Source organism: Microbispora sp. H10949 (assembly GCF_014161435.1).
Classification (GTDB): domain Bacteria; phylum Actinomycetota; class Actinomycetes; order Streptosporangiales; family Streptosporangiaceae; genus Microbispora; species Microbispora triticiradicis.
On sequence record NZ_JABBWZ010000005.1, the window covers coordinates 450,128 to 470,942 of the forward strand.

At 75.6% G+C, this 20,815-nt stretch carries 17 protein-coding genes and 1 pseudogene; 15 read left to right on the forward strand and 3 right to left on the reverse strand.

Features of this window, described 5'->3' with window-relative positions:
• Positions 1-100 precede the first annotated feature (100 nt).
• From HHX40_RS15560 to HHX40_RS15590, 7 genes are all read left to right on the forward strand, one after another.
• A complete protein-coding gene (locus HHX40_RS15560) occupies positions 101-1,939 on the forward strand; it encodes a pentapeptide repeat-containing protein (protein ID WP_182881131.1) in 1,839 nt (612 codons plus the stop codon).
• 117 nt (positions 1,940-2,056) lie between these two features.
• Positions 2,057-2,941 carry an ABC transporter substrate-binding protein gene (locus tag HHX40_RS15565; protein ID WP_182873536.1) on the forward strand — a complete coding sequence of 295 codons (885 nt, stop codon included), beginning with the start codon at positions 2,057-2,059 and terminating at the stop codon, positions 2,939-2,941.
• Positions 2,932-3,849, forward strand: a complete 918-nt coding sequence (locus tag HHX40_RS15570; protein WP_310738121.1) for an amino acid ABC transporter permease — start codon at positions 2,932-2,934, stop codon at positions 3,847-3,849. The genes HHX40_RS15565 and HHX40_RS15570 overlap by 10 nt, the downstream gene beginning before the upstream one ends.
• A gap of 53 nt (positions 3,850-3,902) precedes the next feature.
• The gene (locus HHX40_RS15575; protein ID WP_182881294.1) at positions 3,903-4,655 is read left to right on the forward strand and encodes an amino acid ABC transporter ATP-binding protein; all 753 of its coding nucleotides are present in this window, start codon (positions 3,903-3,905) and stop codon (positions 4,653-4,655) included.
• A gap of 121 nt (positions 4,656-4,776) precedes the next feature.
• Positions 4,777-6,474 carry an N-acyl-D-amino-acid deacylase family protein gene (locus HHX40_RS15580; RefSeq protein WP_182881132.1) on the forward strand — a complete coding sequence of 566 codons (1,698 nt, stop codon included), beginning with the start codon at positions 4,777-4,779 and terminating at the stop codon, positions 6,472-6,474.
• On the forward strand, positions 6,471-7,376 hold the full coding sequence (locus HHX40_RS15585) for a serine hydrolase (RefSeq protein ID WP_310738122.1): 906 nt from the start codon (positions 6,471-6,473) through the stop codon (positions 7,374-7,376). The genes HHX40_RS15580 and HHX40_RS15585 overlap by 4 nt, the downstream gene beginning before the upstream one ends.
• Before the next feature lie 31 nt (positions 7,377-7,407).
• On the forward strand, positions 7,408-8,565 hold the full coding sequence (locus tag HHX40_RS15590) for a LysR family transcriptional regulator (RefSeq protein ID WP_259403599.1): 1,158 nt from the start codon (positions 7,408-7,410) through the stop codon (positions 8,563-8,565).
• Here the strand turns inward: HHX40_RS15590 and HHX40_RS38200 are convergent.
• Positions 8,494-8,838: pseudogene (locus HHX40_RS38200) on the reverse strand (SPW repeat protein); the annotation flags it as partial. The gene HHX40_RS15590 and the pseudogene HHX40_RS38200 sit on opposite strands and share 72 nt — an antisense overlap.
• Positions 8,839-9,048: 210 nt before the next feature.
• Between HHX40_RS38200 and HHX40_RS15600 the strand changes: the two are divergent.
• A complete protein-coding gene (locus HHX40_RS15600) occupies positions 9,049-9,903 on the forward strand; it encodes a DMT family transporter (RefSeq protein ID WP_111701306.1) in 855 nt (284 codons plus the stop codon).
• Here the strand turns inward: HHX40_RS15600 and HHX40_RS15605 are convergent.
• Entirely contained in the window at positions 9,890-11,143 is a 1,254-nt protein-coding gene (locus tag HHX40_RS15605) for an MGDG synthase family glycosyltransferase (RefSeq protein WP_310738123.1), read from the reverse strand. The genes HHX40_RS15600 and HHX40_RS15605 overlap by 14 nt on opposite strands.
• Positions 11,144-11,232: 89 nt before the next feature.
• Here HHX40_RS15605 and HHX40_RS15610 point away from each other — a divergent pair, with 89 nt between their 5' ends.
• The 7 genes from HHX40_RS15610 to hpnH all read left to right on the forward strand — a co-directional run bounded on the left by HHX40_RS15610 (position 11,233) and on the right by hpnH (position 19,970).
• Positions 11,233-11,943: a polysaccharide deacetylase family protein gene (locus HHX40_RS15610; RefSeq protein WP_111701308.1), complete on the forward strand. Its 711-nt coding sequence runs from the start codon at positions 11,233-11,235 to the stop codon at positions 11,941-11,943.
• Between the two features lie 221 nt (positions 11,944-12,164).
• Positions 12,165-13,016 carry a squalene synthase HpnC gene (gene hpnC, locus HHX40_RS15615; protein ID WP_182881134.1) on the forward strand — a complete coding sequence of 284 codons (852 nt, stop codon included), beginning with the start codon at positions 12,165-12,167 and terminating at the stop codon, positions 13,014-13,016.
• Positions 12,991-14,127, forward strand: coding sequence for a phytoene/squalene synthase family protein (locus HHX40_RS15620; RefSeq protein WP_310738124.1), 1,137 nt, complete (start codon positions 12,991-12,993; stop codon positions 14,125-14,127). Before hpnC ends, HHX40_RS15620 begins: the two co-directional genes overlap by 26 nt.
• Positions 14,124-15,560, forward strand: coding sequence for a hydroxysqualene dehydroxylase HpnE (gene hpnE, locus HHX40_RS15625; RefSeq protein ID WP_259403600.1), 1,437 nt, complete (start codon positions 14,124-14,126; stop codon positions 15,558-15,560). The genes HHX40_RS15620 and hpnE overlap by 4 nt, the downstream gene beginning before the upstream one ends.
• Positions 15,557-17,440, forward strand: coding sequence for a squalene--hopene cyclase (shc, locus tag HHX40_RS15630; protein WP_182881135.1), 1,884 nt, complete (start codon positions 15,557-15,559; stop codon positions 17,438-17,440). Before hpnE ends, shc begins: the two co-directional genes overlap by 4 nt.
• Entirely contained in the window at positions 17,437-18,966 is a 1,530-nt protein-coding gene (gene ispH / locus HHX40_RS15635) for a 4-hydroxy-3-methylbut-2-enyl diphosphate reductase (RefSeq protein WP_182881136.1), read from the forward strand. Before shc ends, ispH begins: the two co-directional genes overlap by 4 nt.
• Positions 18,966-19,970: an adenosyl-hopene transferase HpnH gene (hpnH, locus tag HHX40_RS15640; protein ID WP_182881137.1), complete on the forward strand. Its 1,005-nt coding sequence runs from the start codon at positions 18,966-18,968 to the stop codon at positions 19,968-19,970. Before ispH ends, hpnH begins: the two co-directional genes overlap by 1 nt.
• A gap of 39 nt (positions 19,971-20,009) precedes the next feature.
• On the opposite strand, the gene HHX40_RS15645 is transcribed toward hpnH, so the two are convergent.
• Positions 20,010-20,777: an SDR family NAD(P)-dependent oxidoreductase gene (locus tag HHX40_RS15645; protein ID WP_182881138.1), complete on the reverse strand. Its 768-nt coding sequence runs from the start codon at positions 20,775-20,777 to the stop codon at positions 20,010-20,012.
• Positions 20,778-20,815: the final 38 nt, after the last annotated feature.

The following is a 20,815-nucleotide window of genomic DNA, read 5'->3' on the forward strand; positions in this document are numbered from 1 at the left end:
GGCAGGACGCGGCGGTGGGACGGTCGCCCGGCGGATACACAGTGTTACCTATCCATCACGCTTTAGCGTCCCGAGATGGGACATCATGTATGACGTTGACATGACATCCCGGCCGAAGATCGCCCTCATGGACGTCGTATGGAGGACGTGCGGCGCCTCCCCCGGCTGCCCGGGCATCGCCCGCGAGCCGTACGGCCGGTGCCTGGCGCACCTGACGCCCGCCGAGACCGGCGCCGTCCTGCGGGAACTCGCGCCGGGCCAGGCGCTGGACCTGCGCGGCACCACCGTGGCGGAGGACCTGCTCGCCCACCTGCTGGACCGTCTTGAGCGCCGTGTCGGACGGGCCAGGTTCGACCACGCCGTCTTCACCAGCCAGGCCCGCTTCGGCGAGGTCGCCTTCACGGGGGACGCGACCTTCGACCACGCCCGGTTCGACCGGCTCGCCTCCTTCTACGGCGCCAGATTCCTGCGCAACGTCTCCTTCCGCGCGGCCCGGTTCGCGCGCGAACTGTCCCTGCACGACGCGCGGGTGCGCGGCCACGCCGCCTTCGACCACGCCACGATCCGCGGCGACGCCCTGTTCGGCGCGGCGCGCTTCGGCGGCGACCTCCCCGCCGGGAGCACGCCCGGCGGCACGCCGTCCCCCGGCGCCCCGCCCTTCCGGGCCACACCGGACGTCTCGTCGGAGGGGACCCGGAACACCCCGCTCGCGGAGGCGCGGAACGCCTCGTCGCCAGGGGCACGGAACGCCTCGTTCCACGGCAGACAGGACGTCTCGTTCGAGGGAACGCAGTTCCGCGGGTTCGCGGCGTTCGACGCGGCGGTGTTCGCGGGGGACGTCGTCTTCCGCGGCGCCCGTTTCCACCGGGCCGTCTCCTTCCGCGGCGCGGTCTGCGCGGCGACCGCCGCCTTCGAGGGAACACGGTTCCAGGGCGCGGCCTACCTGGGCCCGATGCGGGTCGGGCGGCGGCTGTCCCTCGCGGGCGTGCGGGCCGGGGCGGCGCTGCACGTGGAGACCGGCGGGTGCCGCGTGATACTCCGGACGGCGGACGTCGCCGGGCCGCTCGTCGCGCGGCTGTCCGACGCCGATCTCGACCTGCGGGGCGCCGTCCTCTCCGGGACGTCGGCGGTCACCCGGCGCTCCGGCCGGCTGCGGGTGACCTCGCTCGACGGTCTCGACGCCGCGGCGCTCACGCTCACGGGGGCCGACCTGCGCGGGTGCGGTCTCGGCGGGCTGCGCCGCCCGGAACGCCTGCGACTGCGGGAGTGCCTGTTCGCGGCGACGCCCGGCGGGATGCGGCTGCGGCTGGGCTGGCCGCCGGTCCGGTGGTGGAGCCGCCGCCGCGTCCTCGCCGACGAGCACCTGTGGCGCGGCTGGGACGCGGCGGGGTTCGCCGGGTCTCCGGAATCCCCGGCCCCGCCCTCGCCACGGTCCCATGGATCAGCCGGGCCGCAGGATTCCCGGCCGCAGGGAGCACATCGGCCGCGGAAGCCGCCACAGGAGTCGCCGGGATCGCCGGACGCCGCCCGGCTGGCCGTCCTGTACGAGCGGCTGCGGCCGGGCGTGGACGACGCCAGGACCTCCGCCGACTTCGCGTTCGGCGCCATGGACATGCGGCGGCTCGGCAGTTCCCGCGGCCGGGCCAGGCTGCTGCTCTCGCTCTACTGGCTCGCCTCTGGGTACGGCCTGCGGACGGGCCGCGCCCTGGGGTGGCTGACGCTGGTGACGGCCGTCGCCGCGGGCGCCGTCTGCTGGACGGCCGGAGCCCGTCCGGCACGGCCGCCGGTCGGCCAGCGCCCCCAGGTGGCGGTGGTCGGAGCGGTGATGCGGGGCGGGGTGCGTGCCGGGCTGCGGGGCGGGGTGCGCGCGGGGCTGCGGCCGGCGGCGACCGCCTCCCGGCCGGCCCACTCCCACGCCCTGCCCACCCGCGCGGGCTGACCACGGGGCCCGAGCATCGAGAACGTCGATGCTCAGGGCCGCAAGCGTTCACGATCCTTACGACCGTGACCTCCTGTCGCCAGCATAAGCTCAATCGTTCGCGAAACAGGAGGTTCCATGACAAAGCGCCTATCTGTGGCCATAGTCGGCGCGCTGGTCGTGTCGGCGCTCGCTGGCGGCTGCGGGCGTTCGTCGTCGGAGACCGCCGCGGGCGACAACGCGGCGGCGACGGCGAACAAGACCGCCAAGGACCTGGTCCCGGAGGACGTGCGCAAGACCGGCACACTGCGGGTCGCCACCTCCGAGGGCTACCCGCCGATGGAGATGTACAAGAAGGGCACCCAGGAGCTCACCGGGGTCGACCCCGACCTCGGCGCGGCCATCGCGGCCAAGCTGGGGCTCAAGTTCTCGATCACCAACGCCGCCTTCGACGGGCTCATCCCGGGCCTGCAGGGCGGGCGCTGGGACATCGTGATGTCCTCGATGAGCGACACCGAGGAGCGGCGCGCGGCGGTCGACTTCGTCGACTACTTCAACGCCGGTGGCGCGATCATGGTCAAGAAGGGCAACCCCGAGGGGATCAAGAACCTCGACGACCTGTGCGGCCGCACGGTCGTGCTGGCCAAGGGCAGCTCCAACCTCGCCATCGGCGAGAAGCAGAACGAGAAGTGCGCCACCAAGATGAAGATCATGCAGAGCGAGGACGCGCCCACCGGCCTGCTCTCGATCGACTCCGGGCGCGCCACCGCGACCATCGTGGACTACCCCGTCGCCGTCATGTACGCCAAGGACACCGGCAAGTACGACGTGCTGTCCGAGCAGTACGACGCCGGGCCGTGGGGCATCGCCGTCGACAAGCGGAAGACCGCGCTGCGCGACGCCGTCGCCAAGGCGATGGAGGAGCTGCAGGCCGACGGCGGCTACAAGGCCGTGCTGGACTCCTACGGCGTGACGGCCAACGCCGTCGACGGCGTGCTGGTCAACACCCAGCCGTGGAAGTGACCCAGGAGAAGGCGCCCGCCGCCGAACTGCCGATCGACGCCGTGCGCCCCGCGCGGCCCGGCCGGTGGCTCGGCGCGGCGGCCGCCCTGCTCTTCCTCGTATGGCTGGCCTACACGGTCATCGTCAACGAGAACCTGCACTGGGACGTCATCGTCGCCTACCTGGCCGACGGCAGGATCCTCGGCGGCCTGTGGGTGACCATCCAGCTCACCGTGCTCTCCATGGCCATCGGCCTCGCGCTGGGCGTGCTCGCCGCCGTCATGCAGCTGTCGGACAACCCCGTGCTGCGCGGCACCTCCGCGCTCTACACGTGGTTCTTCCGCGGCACGCCGCTGCTGGTGCAGCTGATCTTCTGGTTCAACATCGGGCTGGTCTTTCCCACCTTCGCGATCGGCGTCCCGTTCGGCGGGCCCAAGCTGATCGAGTGGCAGGCGAACGAGATCATCACGCCGTTCACCGCGGCGCTGCTCGGCCTGGCGATCAACGAGGGCGCGTACATGGCGGAGATCGTCCGCGCCGGCATCCGCTCCGTGGACCCGGGCCAGCGGGAGGCCGCCGAGTCGCTCGGGATGTCGCACCGGCAGGTGCTGTGCCGTGTGGTGCTGCCGCAGGCCATGCGGGTGATCATCCCGCCGACCGGCAACCAGTTCATCTCCATGCTGAAGACCACGTCGATGGTCTCGGTCATCGCCGGGGCCGAGCTGCTCACCGTGGCGCAGCGCATCTACCTCGGCAACTTCGAGGTCATCGCGATGCTCGTCGTCGCGTCGATCTGGTACGTCGTGCTCACCACGATCGCGAGCGTCGGGCAGCACTTCGTGGAGAAGCGGTTCGAGCGCGGCCACGTGCGGCTGTCCTCCCGCGTACGCCGCAACCTGCGGCCCCTGACGTCCAAGGAGCCCTCGTGAGCGCCCCCGCTCAGTCACCCGGCCGGCCACCCGGTCGGCCGTCCGACCTGCCGATGGTGCGGATCCGCGCCGTGCGCAAGCGGTTCGGCCCGCTGGAGGTGCTCAAGGGCATCGACCTCGACGTCCCCGCCGGCTCGGTGGTGTGCGTGGTCGGGCCGTCCGGGTCGGGCAAGTCGACGCTGCTGCGCTGCGTCAACCGCCTGGAGACGATCGACTCCGGCCGCATCTGGGTGAACGGCGAGCTGATGGGCTACGCCGAGCGCGGCGGGCGGCTGCACGCGTTGCGCCCGGCCGAGCTGTCCCGCCAGCAGCGCGGCATCGGCATGGTGTTCCAGCGATTCCACCTGTTCCCGCACCGCACCGCGATCGAGAACGTCATGGAGGGGCCGGTCACCGTGCTCCGCACGCCCGCCGCCCAGGCCCGGCGGCAGGCGGCGGAGCTGCTGGAGCGGGTCGGCCTGGCCGACCGCGCGCACCACTACCCCGCGCAGTTGTCCGGCGGGCAGCAGCAGCGGGTGGCCATCGCCCGCAGCCTGGCCATGCGGCCCAGCCTGATGCTGTTCGACGAGCCGACCAGTGCGCTCGACCCCGAGCTCGTGCAGGAGGTGCTCGCCGTCATGCGGGACCTCGCGGCGAGCGGCATGACGATGATGGTCGTCACCCACGAGATGAGCTTCGCCCGCGAGGTCGGCGACCAGCTCGTCTTCATGGACGACGGCGTCGTCGTCGAGCGGGGCGACCCCCGCGAGGTGCTCGCGGCGCCCCGGCACGGCCGGCTGCGCGCCTTCCTGGGACAGGTCCTGTGAACCCGGGCGCGGCCGCTCGTACGGGACGGCCGGGCGGGCGGCGTCCCGCGGCCCCGGAGATCTCGGGGACAGGTCCGGTGGCGGGAACGGGTGGGACGGATCGGGTGACGAGGAGGCTTCCGTGACGGGGGCGGGGACCCGCTTCGACCTTCTCGTCCGGGGCGGGCTGGTGGTCGACGGCACCGGCCGCCCGGCCCGGCCCGCCGACGTCGGGGTCTCCGGCGGGCGGCTGACCGTCCTGCCCCCCGGCTCGTCGTCCGGCTCGGGGTCCGGGTCGTCGCCGGGCTCGGCGGCCGGCGCCGCCGAGGTGCTCGACGCGCGCGGGCGGGTCGTCTCCCCCGGGTTCGTCGACGTCCACACGCACTCCGACGGCGTGGCCCTGCTCGGCCCGGCCGGCGACGGCGACAGGCCGGGAGACGGATCAGGAAACGGGTCCCGCGACGGGTCCGGCAGGGAGCTGGTGCGGGCCTCGGTGCTGCAGGGGGTCACCACCGAGATCTGCGGCAACTGCGGGTCGAGCCTGTTCCCGGCCCTGCCTGAGCGGCTGGCCGCCATGCGGGCGGAGACCCGGATCACCTTCGGCGGCGACGTCGGCGCGTACGCCGACTTCGCGGGTTTCGCCGCCGCGCACGCCGGGGTGCCCCGGGCCAACCACCTGGCCTCGCTCGTCGGCCACGGCACGCTCCGGGCGGGTGTGCTCGGCCCGGTGGACCGGCCGGCCCGGCCCGGCGAGCTGCGTGCGATGTGCGCGCTGCTCGACGCGTCCCTGACGCAGGGCGCCGCCGGCCTGTCCACCGGCCTCATCTACACCCCCGGCTCGTACGCGGGCACCGCCGAGGTGGTGGCGCTGGCGGAGGTGGCCGCCCGGCACGGCAAGCCGTACGTGACCCACCTGCGCGACGAGATGTCGCGGGTGGAGGAGGCGCTGGAGGAGGCCGTCGAGATCTCCCGGCGCAGCGGCGCGGCGCTGCACGTGTCGCACCACAAGACCGCCGGGCGGTACGCCTGGGGCCGCACCGAGCGCACCCTGCCGCGCCTCGCGGAGCTGCGCGCGGGCGGCATGGACGTCACCTGCGACGTCTACCCCTACACGGCGGGCAGCACTGCGCTGGCCGCGATGCTGCCGCCGTGGGCGAACGACGGCGGGCTGCGCGCCCTGACCGCGAGGCTCGGCGACCCCGCCCAGCGGGACCGGATGCGCCGGGCCATCTCCGAGGGCGTACCCGGCTGGGAGAACACGGTCGGCAACGGCGGCTGGGACCGGATCTCGGTGGCCTGCGCGCCCCGCCATCCGCGGGCCGAGGGCGCGACGATCGCCGACCTCGCCGCCGCCGCGGGCGCCGATCCCCTCGACGTGGCCGCCGACCTGCTGGTCGCCGAGGACGGCGAGGTGACGATCATCAGTCATTCCATGATCGAGGAGGATGTGCGGCGGGTGCTGGCCGCGCCGTACGCGATGATCGGTTCCGACGGCGTGCCGAAGCCGGGCGGTCGCCCGCATCCGCGCTGGGCGGGGACCTTCCCCCGGGTTCTCGGCAGATACGTGCGCGAGCTCGGGCTGCTCGGCCTGGAGGAGGCGGTGCACAAGATGACCGGGATGGCGGCGGCGCGCTTCGGGCTGAGCGGGCGGGGCGTGATCCGCGACGGCGCGCACGCCGACCTGGTGGTGTTCGATCCGGCGGCGGTGGCCGACCGGGCCACCTTCACCGAGCCGCTGCTGCCGCCCGCGGGCGTCGACGCGGTGGTGGTCGGCGGCGCGGTCGTGGTGCGTGACGGCGAGGAGACGGGCGCCCGCCCGGGACGGGTGCTGGCGCTGTGAACACCGGAGACGCGGGGAACGCCGGGGACGCAGGGAACGCCGGGGACGGGGGCGGGCTCCCCCGCGACGCCGGGCCGGGGGACGTCTCCGGCGCCGCGCGCGGCTCGCTGGCGGAGCTGGCGGCGTCCTGCCCCGGGACGCTGGCCGTGTGCGTGCCCGGCCTGCTCGGGGTGAACGAGGACGTGGTGCTGCCGCTCGCCAGCACGGGCAAGGTGCTGCTGCTCGCCGCGCTCGCGCGGGACGTCGCGTCCGGCGCGCTCGATCCGGCCGAGCCGGTCGCGCTGCTCGACGAGGACTACGCGGGGGGCTCGGGTTTGCTCACCGAGCTGTCGGCCCGCCGCTGGACCATCGGCGACCTCGCCGTGCTGACGGCGTCCGTCAGCGACAACACCGCGACGAACGCGCTGCTGCGGCGGCTCGGGCTCGCCCGGGTGGACGCCGCGGCCGGCGCGCTCGGGCTGGCCGGGACGCGTGTCCACGACAGGATCCGGGAGCCGCGGCTGCCCGCGCACCCGCCCGCGTTCGCCACCGGGACGGCCCGTGAGCTCGCCGGTCTCATGCGGTCCGTGGCGTACGGCCGGGAGCCGTGGCAGCGGCTGCTGCTCGGCTGGATGGCGTGCAACACCGACCGCGGCCTGGTCCCGGCGCTGCTGCCGCACGAGCCGGAGGACCGCGAGCCGCCGCGGGTCCTGCCGTACGCCGCCGGGGTGTGGGTGGCGAACAAGACCGGCACGGACGCCGGGACGCGGGCCGACGTCGGCGTGATCGCGGCGGCCAGGTGGGAGGGTTACGCGGTGCTCGCGCACGGGCCGGAAGGCTCCGAGCAGGCCCTCGTGCGGGCCGTGCGGCAGGCGGGCGTCGCCGTCGCCGCCACCGTGACGGGCGCCGCCGCTCGGGCGTGACCAGCGCGGACGCGGCCCGATACTGGGTGGCATGCTCAGCAGCCACCGCCTCAGGGTGCTCCTGGAGGTCTTCAGGACCGGGAGCATCGCCGGAGCCGCCAAGACCCTGCGGCTGTCGCCGTCCGCCGTCTCGCACCAGCTCGCCCGGCTGGAGGAGGAGGCGGGGGTCGGGCTGGTGGAGCGGGCCGCGCACAGCCTGCGGCTGACCGCCGCCGGCCGCCGCCTCGCCGGGCGGGCACAGGAGGTGCTCGACCTCATCGAGTCCGCCGAGAAGGACCTGCTCGCGCAGGCGCGGGCGGACGCCGGGCAGCTCCGGATCGGGTTCTTCGCCTCGGCGGGCTACCGGCTGCTGCCGATGGCGCTGTCGTCGTTCACGGCCCGCCACCCCGGCGTCGATCTCGACCTGGTGCTCGGGCAGCCGCACGAGCTGCTGGCCGACGTGGAGCGTGGCGAGCTCGACGTGCTGGTCGTGTTCGAGCACGCGCTCGATCCGTGGAAGGCGCCGAAGGGCGTGGAGGTCGTCCACCTCTTCGACGAGCCGCAACTCCTGGTGATGCCGCTCGGCCATCCCGCCGGGCACCGGCCCCGCGTACGGCTGGCCGACCTGGCCGACGATCCGTGGATCACCACGTTCGGCACCGAGACCCCGGTGTCGGTGCTGGAGCGGGCCAGCGCCCTGGAGGGGTTCACCCCCGCGATCCGCTGCCGCAGCGACCACTACGAGGTGACGCTCGGCCTGGTGCGGGCCGGGCTGGGGGTGGCCCTGGTGCCGAGCCTCGGCGTGCAGGGCGCGGCGGGCGTCCAGGTCTGCCAGGTGGAGGGCCCCCGGCTCTACCGCCGGGTCGGCGCCGCGATCCGGCCGACCAACCCCAATCCCGCCCTGCGCGCCTTCGTCGGCTATCTCAGGGACGCCTCGGCCCGCCTCAGCGTGACGCTCCGCCAGGGCGCGACCGAGCGGCCCGCCGCGCGTGGCGGCGGGCCGCCGGACGGCCGGTCACCAATTGCCGAGCCGGTGCCCGCTCCGCTCACCCCGCTCGTGCCGGCGGTACACCTGCGCCATGCCCAGCGCGGCGGCGCCGAGCGCGAAGATCACGATGCCGGTCACGACGTTGTTCCAGACGGTGCTGGTGGTCGCCTCGCCTCCACGGCGCACCACCCAGGGCGAGACCAGCGCCCAGACGCCGAGTAGCGGGATCAGCCACCCCATGCCGTAGGTGCGTCCGAAGGCGGACGCGAGCCCGAGGGCCAGGGCACTGACCACGAGACCCGTGATCAGGTTGCTGATGGTCAGCCCGGGGAAGCGAAAGAACCCGACTATCCAGGGCGAGAGCGCCAGATAGAGACCCGCCAGGAAGGAGAGCCCTTCCAGTACCTGAGCGGGGGCCGTCGAACCCGCCCGGTCGTAGGTCTGACGCAGTTCGGCGATGTCGGGGTGACGCTCGATGCCGGTAGGTCCAACCATGACTGGTCCCGCCTTTCCTGCTGGTTGCGTTTGCGCGGACGGCCATACCCGCACAAATCCAGCAATTCTCTACTTTGCGTAATATCTCGCTTATTAATCGGTTTTGCGGGATAAATTGCCTTCAGAGCATTCATTGGGAGATAGCGGTATGTGCGGCCGGGGAGGGTACCGATGAGGTCCGGCTGAGGGGGCGGCGACGCGGAGGGGGCCATGATCGCTGTAGTCCTGGCGGTGCTCGCCGCGGCGGCCAACGCCGTCGCGTCGGTGCTGCAGCGCCGGGCCGCGCGCCGCATGCCCCCCGGCGAGGCGTTCCGGCTGGGGCTGATCCTGCACCTGCTGCGCAGTTCCGCCTGGCTGGGCGGCATCGGGGCGCTGATCGCCGGGTTCCTGCTGCAGGCCGCCGCGCTCGCGTCCGGAGGGCTCGCCCTCGTGCAGCCCCTGCTCGTCGCCGAACTGCCGATCACGATGCTGGTGGCGGGCTGGATGTTCCGGATCCGCGTTTCCCCGATGACGTGGCTGGCCGTCGCGGCCCTGACGGCGGGGCTGGCCGGGTTCCTGGGGGCCGCCTCCCCCTCTCCAGGCGACCGCCTGCCGGGTGTGCTGGGCTGGACGATCTCGGCGGGCGTGACCGCCGGGCTCGTGGCCGGCTGCGTGGCGGTCGCGATCAGCTCCGGCGGCGCCACCCGCGCCGTGCTGCTCGGGGTCTCCGCCGGGCTCGGCTTCGCCTACACCGCCGTGCTGATGAAGCGCACCGTCGAGGTGCTGCCCGACGGGCTGCGGGCCCTGTCCGGCGCCTGGTCGCTCTACGCCATGGTCGCCGCCGGCCTGTGCAGCCTGTTCCTGCTGCAGAACGCCCTGCACAGCGGCCCCCTCGTCGCCGTGCAGCCGGCCCTGACCGTGACCGACCCCGTCGCCAGCACGGCGTACGGCGTGGCCCTGTTCGGCGAGGGCATCCGCACCGGCCCGTGGGTGCTGCCCGAGCTGACCGGCATGGCCCTCATCCTGTACGGCAGCGTGCTGCTGTCCCGGCACGCGCCGCTGCACGAGGCCGTCAGGAGACCGTGAGGGCCGCGCCGTCCGGCCGCGCGAAGCGGAGCAGCAGGGCCTCCGCCGGTTCGGCGTCGAACAGGGCCTCCGCGCGAGCGGTCAGCGCGGCGCGGGCGGGCGAGCCGGGGGCGAGCCGGTCGAGCTCCCGGAGCAGTCCGGCGGGACGGCGGACGTGGACGCTCATCCCGGCCCTGGCCATCGCGAGCACCCCGTCGCGGCCGTGGCCGGGGATCGGCAGGCAGGTCACGACAGGCACCCGCGCGGCGAACGCCTCCCGGCAGGTCAGCCCGGCGGCGTTGTCCACCAGCGCGTACGCCGCGGCGAGCAGGCCGGGCAGGTCGTCACGCCAGCCGAGGGCGAGGCCCGCCGGCCCCGGCGGCTCGCCGAAAAGCCGCGACAGGCGGCGGCGCAGCCGCTCGTTGCGCCCGCAGAGCACGACGGGCACGTACCGCCCGCTCTCCTGCCCGTCTCCCGGCCTGTCCCGCCGCCTGTCCCGCGGCCTGTCCCGCGCTGCGGAGCGGCACAGGGCGCGGGCCGTCCGCACGACCCGGCCGACCCCCCACGCGCCCGCGCCGACCAGCACGATCCGGTCGCCGTCCGGCAGGCCGAGCCGGGCGTGGCCGCTCCGCCCCGGCGCCCGTACGGCGGCGAACCCGGGCCGCACGATCGGGGCGTGCCGGAAGGCCGGGCGGCCGGTGGCGGCCGTCACGGCGAGGGCGGTGGCCGCGTCCGGGCACAGATACCGGTCGTTGCCCCCGTGCAGCCAGAGGCGGTGCGCGGCGAAGTCGGTCAGCACGACCACGCTGGGGACGGCCAGCCGCCCCCGCGACCGCAGGTGCCCGGCGGCCTGGGCGGCCACGTGGAAGACGGGCACCACCAGCGAGGGCCGCAGGCGGCGCACCACCCTGCTCAGCCCGGCCGCCACCACGACCGTCAGCGGCGACACCGCGCGAGCTCGCGGGGCCCGCGGCGACACGAAGAAGATCCGGTAGACGAGGGCGTACAGCCACGGAGCCCGGAGCATCACGGTGCGGTACCACCAGCGCAGGACCGTGCCCAGCCGCAGCGGCAGCAGGGCGAGCACGTCCACCACCACCACCCGGACCCCGGCGGCGGCGAGGCGCCGGGCCAGTTCGGCGGCCACGCCGTCGTGACCGGCCCCCATCGACGCGCTGACGATCAGCACCTTCGCCGCCGGCGGTGTCATGGGCCCCTCCCAGGGAGTGGACGACGACGCGGCGAGGCGCCGCCAGGTCACGCGCGGCACCGGACGCCCTCCCCCGTCTCGTTCCCGGTGTGGCGAATCCGGACACAGGACCTGATACAGGACGGGTGATACTGAATCCGATGAGACGTCGCGTGGCCGCCGCCGGGGCGGCCCTGCTGCCCGTCGCGGTGCACGTCGCGCCGGGCGCGGCCTGGCTGCCCGCCGTACGCCGCCTGCTGCCCGCCCTCGCGGGCGAGGGGCGTCCCGGACACGTCGCGCTGACCTTCGACGACGGGCCCGATCCCCGGTCGACGCCGCTGTTCCTCGACGAGCTCGCCCGGCTGGGCTGCCGGGCGACCTTCTTCATGCTGGGCGAGCTGCTCGACCGCCACCCCGGCCTCGGGCGGAGCGTCGCGCGGGCCGGGCACGAGGTGGCCGTGCACGGCTGGCACCACGTGAACGCCCTGGTCGCCAGGCCGGGCCGGATCGCGGCGGAGACGGCCCGGGCCGCGCGCCTCGTCGCCGAGGTCACCGGCGCGCGGCCCGCCTGGTACCGCCCGCCGTACGGCGTGCTGAGCGCGGAGGCGCTGCTGGCGGCGCGGTGGCACGGCCTGCGCCCGGTGCTGTGGACGGCGTGGGGCGAGGACTGGACGCGGCGGGCCACGCCGGAGTCGGTGCTGCGGACCCTGGCTCCCGGCCTGCGGGGCGGCGCCACGCTGCTGCTGCACGACTGCGACCACACCTCCGCCCCCGGGTCGTGGCGCTCGGCGCTCGGCGCGCTGCCCGAGGTGGTCGGCCGCTGCCGCGCCGCCGGGCTGCGGGTCGGGCCGCTCGGCTCCCACCTTCCCTGAGCGCAGAGCGCCTCCCGGGGAGAGCTTTTTACCGGCGGCCGGAAGCGCCAACCGCGGGCAACGGTTCCGCCCGCCCCCGGCTGCCCCGCCCGGCGTTTCTTTGGCCCGCCTTTCCGTCCGCCCCCGTCCGCGTACGCCGGGTTGCCCGTCAGGTCGCACGCGCAAAGCCGCTGCCCGATCTGTCGGGTTTTGGGGTGATTTTCGGTGGAGATTCTCCTGACATGTCCGCAGCGGACGTACGCGACGCCGCGCGCCGGGAGAACTTCCCGGTGGCCTCCCGGCTGCTGCCGCGCGGGTACCGCCGCGACCTCATGGCGGTGTACGGCTTCGCCCGGTACGTGGACGACGCCGGTGACGAGGCGGACCCCGCGGAGCGGCCCGCCCTGCTCGACGCCGTGGAGGCCGATCTCGGCCGCCTGTACGCGGGAGACGTCCCGCGCCTGCCGGCCGTACGCGCGCTGGCGCCGCTGGTCGCCCGCCAGGCCGTGCCGAGCGCTCCGTTCCTGCACCTGGTCGAGGCGAACCGGCGCGACCAGGTGGTGTGGCGCTACGACACGTTCGCCCAGTTGCTGGGCTACTGCGAGCTGTCGGCCAACCCGGTCGGCCGGATCGTGCTGCACGTGTTCGGGCTGGCGACGCCGGAGCGAGTGCGGCTGTCCGACCTCGTCTGCTCGGCGCTCCAGGTGATCGAGCACTGCCAGGACGTGGGCGAGGACCACGCCCGCGGCCGCGTCTACCTGCCGGCGGAGGACCTGCGCAGGTTCGGCGCCGGGGAGGCCGATCTGACCGCCGCGCACGCCTCCCCGCGGCTGCGCCGGGTGATCGCCCTGCAGGCCCGTCGCGCGGCGACCCTCCTCGACGAGGGGACGCCGCTCCTGGAGACCCTGCGCGGGTTCGCGCGCACGGCGGTGGCCGGTTACGTCGCGGGCGGCCGGGCGCAGCTCGCGGCGCTCGAACGCCGCCGACACGACGTGCTGGCCGGCGCCCCGTGTGCCCGCCGTCACGCGGTGCTGCGCGAGTGGGTGCGTGTGCTGAAGGAGGTGGACGGTGACGGTTCCCGGCGCGATTCCTGATCCCGTCCCCGAGCCCCTGGCCGGCGCGGCGGCGGACCTCCCGGCCGGGCGGGCGCCCCGGGCCGGGCCGGGACCGATGCCGGTGTCGCGGGCCTACGGGCACTGCGAGCGCGTCGTCCGCACCCGGGCACGGAACTTCGCGTACGGCATCCGCCTGCTGCCCCCGCCGAAGCGGCGCGCGCTCAGCGCCGTCTACGCGCTCGCCCGGCGGATCGACGACCTCGGCGACGAGGCCGGGCCCGTGGCCGGACGACTGGAGCGGCTGGAGCGGGAGCGCGAACTGCTGAGGGCCCTGAAAACCGTGCCCGGTTCCTCGGGACCTGACTCCATGCGGCCTGGTTCCTCGGGGCCGGGTTCCTCGGGGCCTGGTCCGGAGGCCGTTCATCCGGTGACGGCCGATCCGGTGCTGGTGGCGCTGGGCGACGCCGCCGCGCGTTTTCCCCTTCCCCTTGAGGCGTTCGAGGAGCTCATCGACGGGTGCGCCGCCGACGTCGCCGGGGCGCGTTACCGGTGCCACGACGACCTGGTGGGCTACTGCCGGCAGGTGGCCGGGTCGATCGGGCGGCTGTCCCTCGGCGTTTTCGGCCTCGCCGGCGGCGCGTACGGAGACGACGGGACCGGTGGCGGACCCGGTGACGGCGAGCTTGTGCTGCGGCGCGCGGCGGGCCGGGCGGACGCCCTCGGCGTGGCGCTGCAGCTCACCAACATCCTCAGGGACCTGCGGGAGGACCGCTGCGCCGAGCGGGTGTACCTGCCCGCCGACGACCTGCGGAGGTTCGGCTGCACACTCGGGCTGGACGCGAGGGGGGATTTCACCGACCCGCCCGAGCGGCTGGCCGGGCTGATCCGGTTCGAGGCCGCGCGGGCGCTCGGCTGGTACGCCGAGGGCATGCGGCTGATCCCGCTGCTCGACCGGCGCAGCGCCGCCTGCACCGCGGCGATGGCCGGCATCTACCGGCGCCTGCTGGGGCGGATCGCCACCGACCCGGCCCGGGTCCTGGCCGGGCGGCTGTCGCTCGCGCCGTGGGTCAAGGCGATGGTCGCGGCGCGGGCCGTCACGGGCGCGGCCCAGGCGGAGCCCGAGGCCGGTTCCCAGGGAGAGTCCCCATGAACAGCCCGATGAGCAGCCCCACGAACGGCCCGATGACCGGCCCGGACGGCGGCGTCCCGCTCGTCGCGGTGATCGGCGGCGGCCTCGCCGGGATCACCGCGACCCTCGCCATCGCGGAGGCCGGGTGGCCGGTGACCCTGTTCGAGGCGCGGCCCCGGCTCGGCGGGGCCACCCACTCCTTCGCCCGCGGCGGCCTGACCGCCGACAACGGCCAGCACGTCTTCCTGCGCTGCTGCACGGCGTACCTGGGCCTGCTCGACCGGCTCGGCGGGACCGGGCGGGTGCGCCTGCAGGAGCGCTTCGACGTGCGGGTGCTCACCCCGCACGGCGAGCGGGGGCGGCTGCGCCGGGCCTCGCTGCCCGGGCCGTTCCACCTGCTCCCCGCGCTCGCGCGCTACCGGCTGCTGTCCCCCGCCGACCGCCTCCGGGCGGTGCGCGGCGCGCTGGCGCTGCGCGGTCTCGATCCGGCCACGCCCGCGCTGGACCGGGCCGCGCTGGGCGCCTGGCTGGCCTCCAGGGGCCAGCGGGACACCGTGCGGCGCGCCCTGTGGGACCTGTTCGCCGTGGCCGCGCTCAACATCGCCGCCGACGAGGCGGCGCTCGGGCCGGCGGCCATGGTGTTCCGCACGGCCCTGCTCGGCCGGCCCGACGCCGCGGACATCGGGGTGCCGTCCGTGCCGCTCGGCGAACTGCACGGCGGCGCGGCGCTGACCGCCGTCGCGCGGGCCGGCGGCACGGTGCGGCTGCCGGCGAAGGCCGAGGCGATCCTGCCGGCCCCGCCCGGCCTGCCGGGGCCCTCGGTCCTCGTCGGCGGCGCGCGGGTGGAGACCTCCGCCGTCGTCGTCGCCGTCCCCCACGGGCAGGCCGCGCGGCTCCTGCCCGCCGAGGCGGCGCCGGACCGCGACGCGTGGGCGGGGCTCGGAGCGAGCCCGATCGTCAACGTGCACGTCGTCTACGACCGGCCGGTCACCAGCCTGCCGTTCGCCGCGGTCGTCGGCTCGCCGGTGCAGTGGATCTTCGACAGGACGGCGGCGGGCGGGCTGACCCGGGGCCAGTACCTGACGGTGTCGGTGTCGGCGGCCCGGCACTGGATCGACGTGCCCACGTCCGCGATGCGCGCGGTGTTCGTGCCGGAGCTGGAGCGGGTGCTCCCGGCCACCCGGACGGTGCGGCTGCTCGACTTCTTCATCACCAGGGAACGGCGGGCCACCTTCCGCCAGGGCCCGGGGAGCGGCGCGCTGCGCCCCGGCGCGGCCACCCGCTGGCCGGGGCTGTTCCTGGCCGGCGCCTGGACCGACACCGGCTGGCCCGACACGATGGAGGGCGCCGTGCGCAGCGGCCTGGAGGCGGCCCGCCTGGTGCGGCTGCACCTCAGCCACCTCGGCCACCTCGGCCATGTCGGGGAGCCCACGCGAGCGGAGTGGGCCCGATGACCGCGCTCCTCACCGCCGCGTCCCGCGCCGCCACCGCGCTCGAGGCGGCCCGCGCCCACCTGCTCGCCCTGCAGTCGCCGGAGGGCTGGTGGAAGGGCGAACTGCGGACCAACGTGACCATGGACGCCGAGGACCTCCTGCTGCGCGAGTTCCTCGGCGTGCGGACCGCGGCCGAGACGGCCGGGGCCGCCCGGTGGATCAGGTCGCAGCAGCAGGCGGGCGGCGGCTGGGCCAACTTCCACGACGGCCCGGCCGACCTGTCCACCACCGTCGAGGCGTACACCGCGCTGCGGCTCGCGGGCGACCCGCCGTCGGCCCCGCACCTGCGCGCCGCCGCGGCCCTCGTCCGCGATCTGGGCGGCGTCGAGTCCACGAGGGTCTTCACCCGTATCTGGCTCGCGATGTTCGGCCAGTGGCGGTGGGAGGACCTGCCGGTGATCCCCCCGGAGATCGTGTTCCTGCCGCCGTGGTGCCCGCTGAACGTGTACGACTGGGCCTGCTGGGCGCGGCAGACGATCGTGCCGCTGACGATCGTGACCGCGCACCGGCCGGTCCGCCCGCTGCCGTTCGGCCTGGCGGAGCTGCGCACCGGAAGGCCCGCCCGGCGGGGCCCGCGCACCGGCTGGGACGCGGCGTTCGCGGCGCTCGACCACGTGCTGCACCGGTACGAGACGCGGCCGCTCGGCGGGCTCCGCCGCGCCGCGCTCCGGCGGGCCGCCGAGTGGGTCGTCGCCCGCCAGGAGGCCGACGGGTCGTGGGGCGGCATCCAGCCGCCCTGGGTCTACTCGCTGATCGCGCTGCGCCTCTCCGGATACGACCTCTCCCACCCCGTGATGCGCCGCGGGCTGGCCGGGCTGGACCGGTTCACGATCAGGGAGGACGGCTCGCGCAGGCTTGAGGCGTGCCAGTCGCCGGTCTGGGACACCGCGCTCGCGATGATCGCCCTCCTGGACGCCGGCCTGCCGCGCGATCACCCGGCGCTGGACCGGGCGGGTGAGTGGCTGCTCCGCGAAGAGATCCGGGGGCCCGGCGACTGGGCCGTGCGGCGCCCGGGGCTCGCGCCCGGCGGCTGGGCGTTCGAGTTCGACAACGACGGCTATCCCGACGTCGACGACACGGCGGAGGTGATCCTCGCGCTGGGCCGGTGGGGCCGTCCCGCCGCCCGGGACGCCGTCCGGCGGGGGCTGCGCTGGACGGCGGGGATGGCCTCCCGCGACGGCGGCTTCGCCGCCTTCGACGCCGACAACACGCGCGCGCTGTGCCTGCGGCTGCCGTTCTGCGACTTCGGCGCGGTCATCGACCCGCCGTCGGCCGACGTCACCGCGCACGTGGTCGAGGCGCTCGCCGCCGAGGGCCTGGCCCGCTCCCCCGTCGTACGGCGGGCGGTGACCTGGCTGCTGCGGGCGCAGGAGCCCGGCGGCTCGTGGTTCGGCAGGTGGGGGGCGAACCACGTGTACGGAACCGGGGCCGTGCTGCCCGCCCTCGCCGCCGCCGGGGTGCCGCCCGCCGCGCCCTGCGTACGGCGGGCGGTGGCCTGGCTGGAGGCCCACCAGCACCCCGGCGGCGGCTGGGGCGAGGACATGCGCTCCTACCGCGACCCCGCCTGGATCGGGCGGGGCGAGCCGACCGCCTCGCAGACGGCCTGGGCGCTCATCGGCCTGCTGGCCGCCGGGGAGCGGGGCCCGTCGGTCGAGCGCGGTGTGGCCTGGCTGGCCGGCACGCAGCGCCCGGACGGCACCTGGGACGAGCCGCACTACACCGGGACCGGGTTCCCCGGCGACTTCTTCATCAACTACCACCTCTACCGGCTCGTGTTCCCGGTCAGCGCGCTCGGCCGCTACCTGCGGGCCGGCGAGGGGGCACGGGAGGGGACGCCATGACGGATCTGATCGTGTGCACCGCGCTGGGCATGGAGGCCCGGGCCGTGGCCCGCGGGCTGCGGCCGGCGCGGGAGCGTTCCCGCGTCCGGGTCGTCCGGGTCGGGATGGGGCCGGACCGGGCGGCGCGCGCGGCGGCCCTGCTCCCGCCCGCCGGCGCCCTCGCCGTCACCGGCTTCGCGGGGGCCCTGGACGACGGGCTGCGTCCCGGGGACGTGCTCGTCGCCACCGAGGTCCGCTCCGGGGACCGCGTGTGGCCGTGCCCGTCCGCTCCGCTGCTCGCCGGCGAACTGGCCCGCGCCGGGCTGCGCGCCGTCACCGGCCCGCTCGTGACCTCCCCTCGCGTCGTGTCGGGCCGCGACCGCCGCGCGCTCGCCCTTGAGGGCGGGATCGCGGTCGACATGGAGAGCGCGCCGCTGGCCGCCGCCGCCCGGGGGCGGCCCTTCGCCGCCGTACGCGTCATCGTGGACACCCCCACCGCTCCCCTGCTGAGCCTCGCCACGACGGGCGGCGCGGTCGCGGCGTGCCGCACGCTCACCCGGATCGGCCCGGTGCTGGCGCGGTGGGCGGCGGCCACGGGCCCCCGGCGGGTGCTGCTCGCCTCCCCCCGCTCGTTCTGCGCGGGGGTCGATCGGGCGATCGAGATCGTGGAACGGGCGCTCGTCCGGTTCGGCCCGCCGGTGTACGTGCGGAAGCAGATCGTGCACAACGCCCACGTCGTACGGGACCTGGAGCGGCGCGGCGCGGTGTTCGTGGACGACCTGGCCGAGGTGCCCGAGCTTCCCGGGGGCGCGGTGACCGTGTTCTCCGCGCACGGGGTGTCGCCCGCCGTACGGGAGGAGGCCGGCCGCCGCGGCCTCCGGGTGGTCGACGCGACGTGCCCGCTGGTCGCGAAGGTCCACGCGGAGGCCCGCCGGTTCGCCGCCCGGGGCGACCTCGTCGTGCTGATCGGCCACGCCGGGCACGAGGAGGTCGAGGGCGTGCTCGGCGAGGTGCCCGGCGCGGGCGTGCTGGCCGAGGACGAGGCCGCGGTGGAGGCCCTGCCCGCGGCCGAGGGGCGCGGGGTCGCCTGCCTGACGCAGACCACGCTGGCCGCCGACGAGGCCGAGGAGGTCGCGGCGGCGGTCCGGCGGCGCTTCCCCGGCGCGGAGGGGCCGCGGGGCGACGACATCTGCTACGCGACGACCAACCGGCAGCGCGCGGTGCGGGCGGTGGCCGCCGAGGCCGGGCTGGTCCTGGTCGTCGGGTCGGCGAACTCGTCCAACGCCCGGCGGCTGACCGAGGTCGCCGCCCGTTCGGGTCGTGACGGGGCCCCGCTCGCCCGCCTGGTCGACGGCCCCGGCGACATCGCCCTGGAGTGGCTGCGCGGCGCGCGGACGGTCGGGCTGACCGCGAGCGCGTCCACCCCCGCCGCGCTGGTGGACGCCGTCGTGGCGGCCCTCGGCGGGCTCGGGCCGCTGGAGGTGGAGGAACGGCGGGTGACCGAGGAGAACGTCGAGTTCACACTGCCGAAGGAGGTGCGGCCCTGATGCCGATGCCCTTACGTCAGAGCCTTCGCGTCGGCGGGTACGTCCTGCGCCAGCGGTTGCGGCGGCGCAGGCGGTTCCCGCTGCTGGTCGAGCTCGAGCCGTTGTTCGCCTGCAACCTCAAGTGCGCGGGCTGCGGGAAGATCCAGCACCCGGCCGACGTGCTCAGGCGGCGCATGCCGGTCGGCCAGGCGGTGGCCGCCGTCGAGGAGTGCGGCGCGCCGATGGTGTCCATCGCCGGCGGGGAGCCGCTCATGCACCCCCATATCGCGGAGATGGTCCGGGCGCTGGTGGCCCGGCGGAAGTACGTCTTCCTGTGCACCAACGCCCTGCTGATCCCACGCAAGATCGACCAGTTCACGCCCTCGCCGTACTTCGCCTGGGCGGTGCACATCGACGGGCTGCGCGAGCGGCACGACGCGTCGGTGTGCAAGGAGGGCGTGTTCGACGAGGCGGTCGCGGCGATCCGGGAGTGCCGGAGGCGCGGCTTCCGCGTGACCACGAACACCACCTTCTTCGCCGGGGACAGCCCGCGCACGGTGATCGAGGTGCTCGACTACCTCAACGACGACCTGCGGGTCGACCAGATGATGATCTCTCCGGGGTACGCGTACGAGAAGGCGCCCGACCAGGACTGCTTCCTCGGGGTGCGGCAGACCCGCGAGCTCTTCCGCGCGGCGTTCGCCGGCGGCAACCGCGGGCGCTGGCGGCTGAACCACTCGCCGCTGTACCTGGACTTCCTGGAGGGGAGGATCGACTTCCCCTGCACGGCCTGGGCCATCCCGTCGTACTCGGTCTTCGGCTGGCAGCGGCCCTGTTACCTGATGGCGGACGGGTACGCCGAGACCTACCGGGAACTGGCCGACGACACCGACTGGAGCGCCTACGGCCGGGGCCGCGACCCGCGCTGCGCCAACTGCATGGCGCACTGCGGCTACGAGCCGACGGCGGTCTTCGCCACCGTCGGCTCGCTGCGCGAGTCCCTGCGCGCGCTGCGCAGCCCTTAAGAAACCGCGCAGCCCCTGAGTTCGTGGGCGTACGCGATCTCAGGGCCGGCCGAAGCGGCGGGCGAGGACGCGGAACGGGCCCGGCGCGGCGCCACGGAGCCGGGCGGGCAGCCGCAGCCAGGCCGGCACGTACACCTCGGCGCGGCCGCGCTCGACGGCCACCGCGACGGCCCGCGCCACCCGCTCCGGCGGCACGGGCGCGGGCCTGCGGCGCGCGTACGGCGTGCCACGCCGAGCGAAGAACGGCGTGTCGACCACCCCGGGCACCACGGTGGTCACCCCGATCCCGGGCAGCTCGTACCGCAGGCTCTCGGCGAAGGCCAGCAGGCCCGCCTTGGTCGCGGCGTAGACCGCCTCCCCGGGGACCCCCACCACCCCCGCGATCGAGGCGACGTAGACGAGGTGCCCGCGGCCGCGCTCGGCCATCGCGGGCAGCAGCAGCCGGGTGAGCTGCACGTGGGCCGTCAGATTGACCGCGATCAGGCGTTCCGCCGTGGCGCCGGGCATCCGCGTCAGCGGCCCGCTCCAGCCCTCGCCCGCGTTGGCGACCAGCACGTCCACCGGCCCGGCGCGTGCGGCCAGGTCCTCGACCGGGCTCCCGGCCCCGCCCTCGATTCCGGCGCGGTCGTGGGCGAGGTCGGCGGGGACGACCTCGCCGCCGGTCCGGGCGGCCACGGCGGCGAGCGCCTCCCGGTCGCGCCCGGACAGCACCAGGCGGGCGCGACGGGCCCACAGTTCGAGCGCGATCGCCGTGCCGATGCCCGACGACGCGCCCGTGACCAGCACCCGTGCCCCCGCCAGCCGCATCCGTCCTCCCCACTGTGGCTGTACCCGCGGACGCGGCC

Bases quoted from the DNA above. Each gene is read 5' to 3' on its own strand.
- hpnH (WP_182881137.1), top strand. From the start codon at position 18,966: ATGCCGATGCCCTTACGTCAGAGCCTTCGCGTCGGCGGGTACGTCCTG.
- HHX40_RS15575 (WP_182881294.1), top strand. From the start codon at position 3,903: ATGGTGCGGATCCGCGCCGTGCGCAAGCGGTTCGGCCCGCTGGAGGTG.
- shc (WP_182881135.1), top strand. From the start codon at position 15,557: ATGACCGCGCTCCTCACCGCCGCGTCCCGCGCCGCCACCGCGCTCGAG.
- HHX40_RS15600 (WP_111701306.1), top strand. From the start codon at position 9,049: ATGATCGCTGTAGTCCTGGCGGTGCTCGCCGCGGCGGCCAACGCCGTC.
- HHX40_RS15590 (WP_259403599.1), top strand. From the start codon at position 7,408: ATGCTCAGCAGCCACCGCCTCAGGGTGCTCCTGGAGGTCTTCAGGACC.
- HHX40_RS15560 (WP_182881131.1), top strand. From the start codon at position 101: ATGACATCCCGGCCGAAGATCGCCCTCATGGACGTCGTATGGAGGACG.
- hpnC (WP_182881134.1), top strand. From the start codon at position 12,165: ATGTCCGCAGCGGACGTACGCGACGCCGCGCGCCGGGAGAACTTCCCG.
- HHX40_RS15610 (WP_111701308.1), top strand. From the start codon at position 11,233: ATGAGACGTCGCGTGGCCGCCGCCGGGGCGGCCCTGCTGCCCGTCGCG.
- ispH (WP_182881136.1), top strand. From the start codon at position 17,437: ATGACGGATCTGATCGTGTGCACCGCGCTGGGCATGGAGGCCCGGGCC.
- HHX40_RS15645 (WP_182881138.1), bottom strand. From the start codon at position 20,777: ATGCGGCTGGCGGGGGCACGGGTGCTGGTCACGGGCGCGTCGTCGGGC.
- HHX40_RS15565 (WP_182873536.1), top strand. From the start codon at position 2,057: ATGACAAAGCGCCTATCTGTGGCCATAGTCGGCGCGCTGGTCGTGTCG.
- hpnE (WP_259403600.1), top strand. From the start codon at position 14,124: ATGAACAGCCCGATGAGCAGCCCCACGAACGGCCCGATGACCGGCCCG.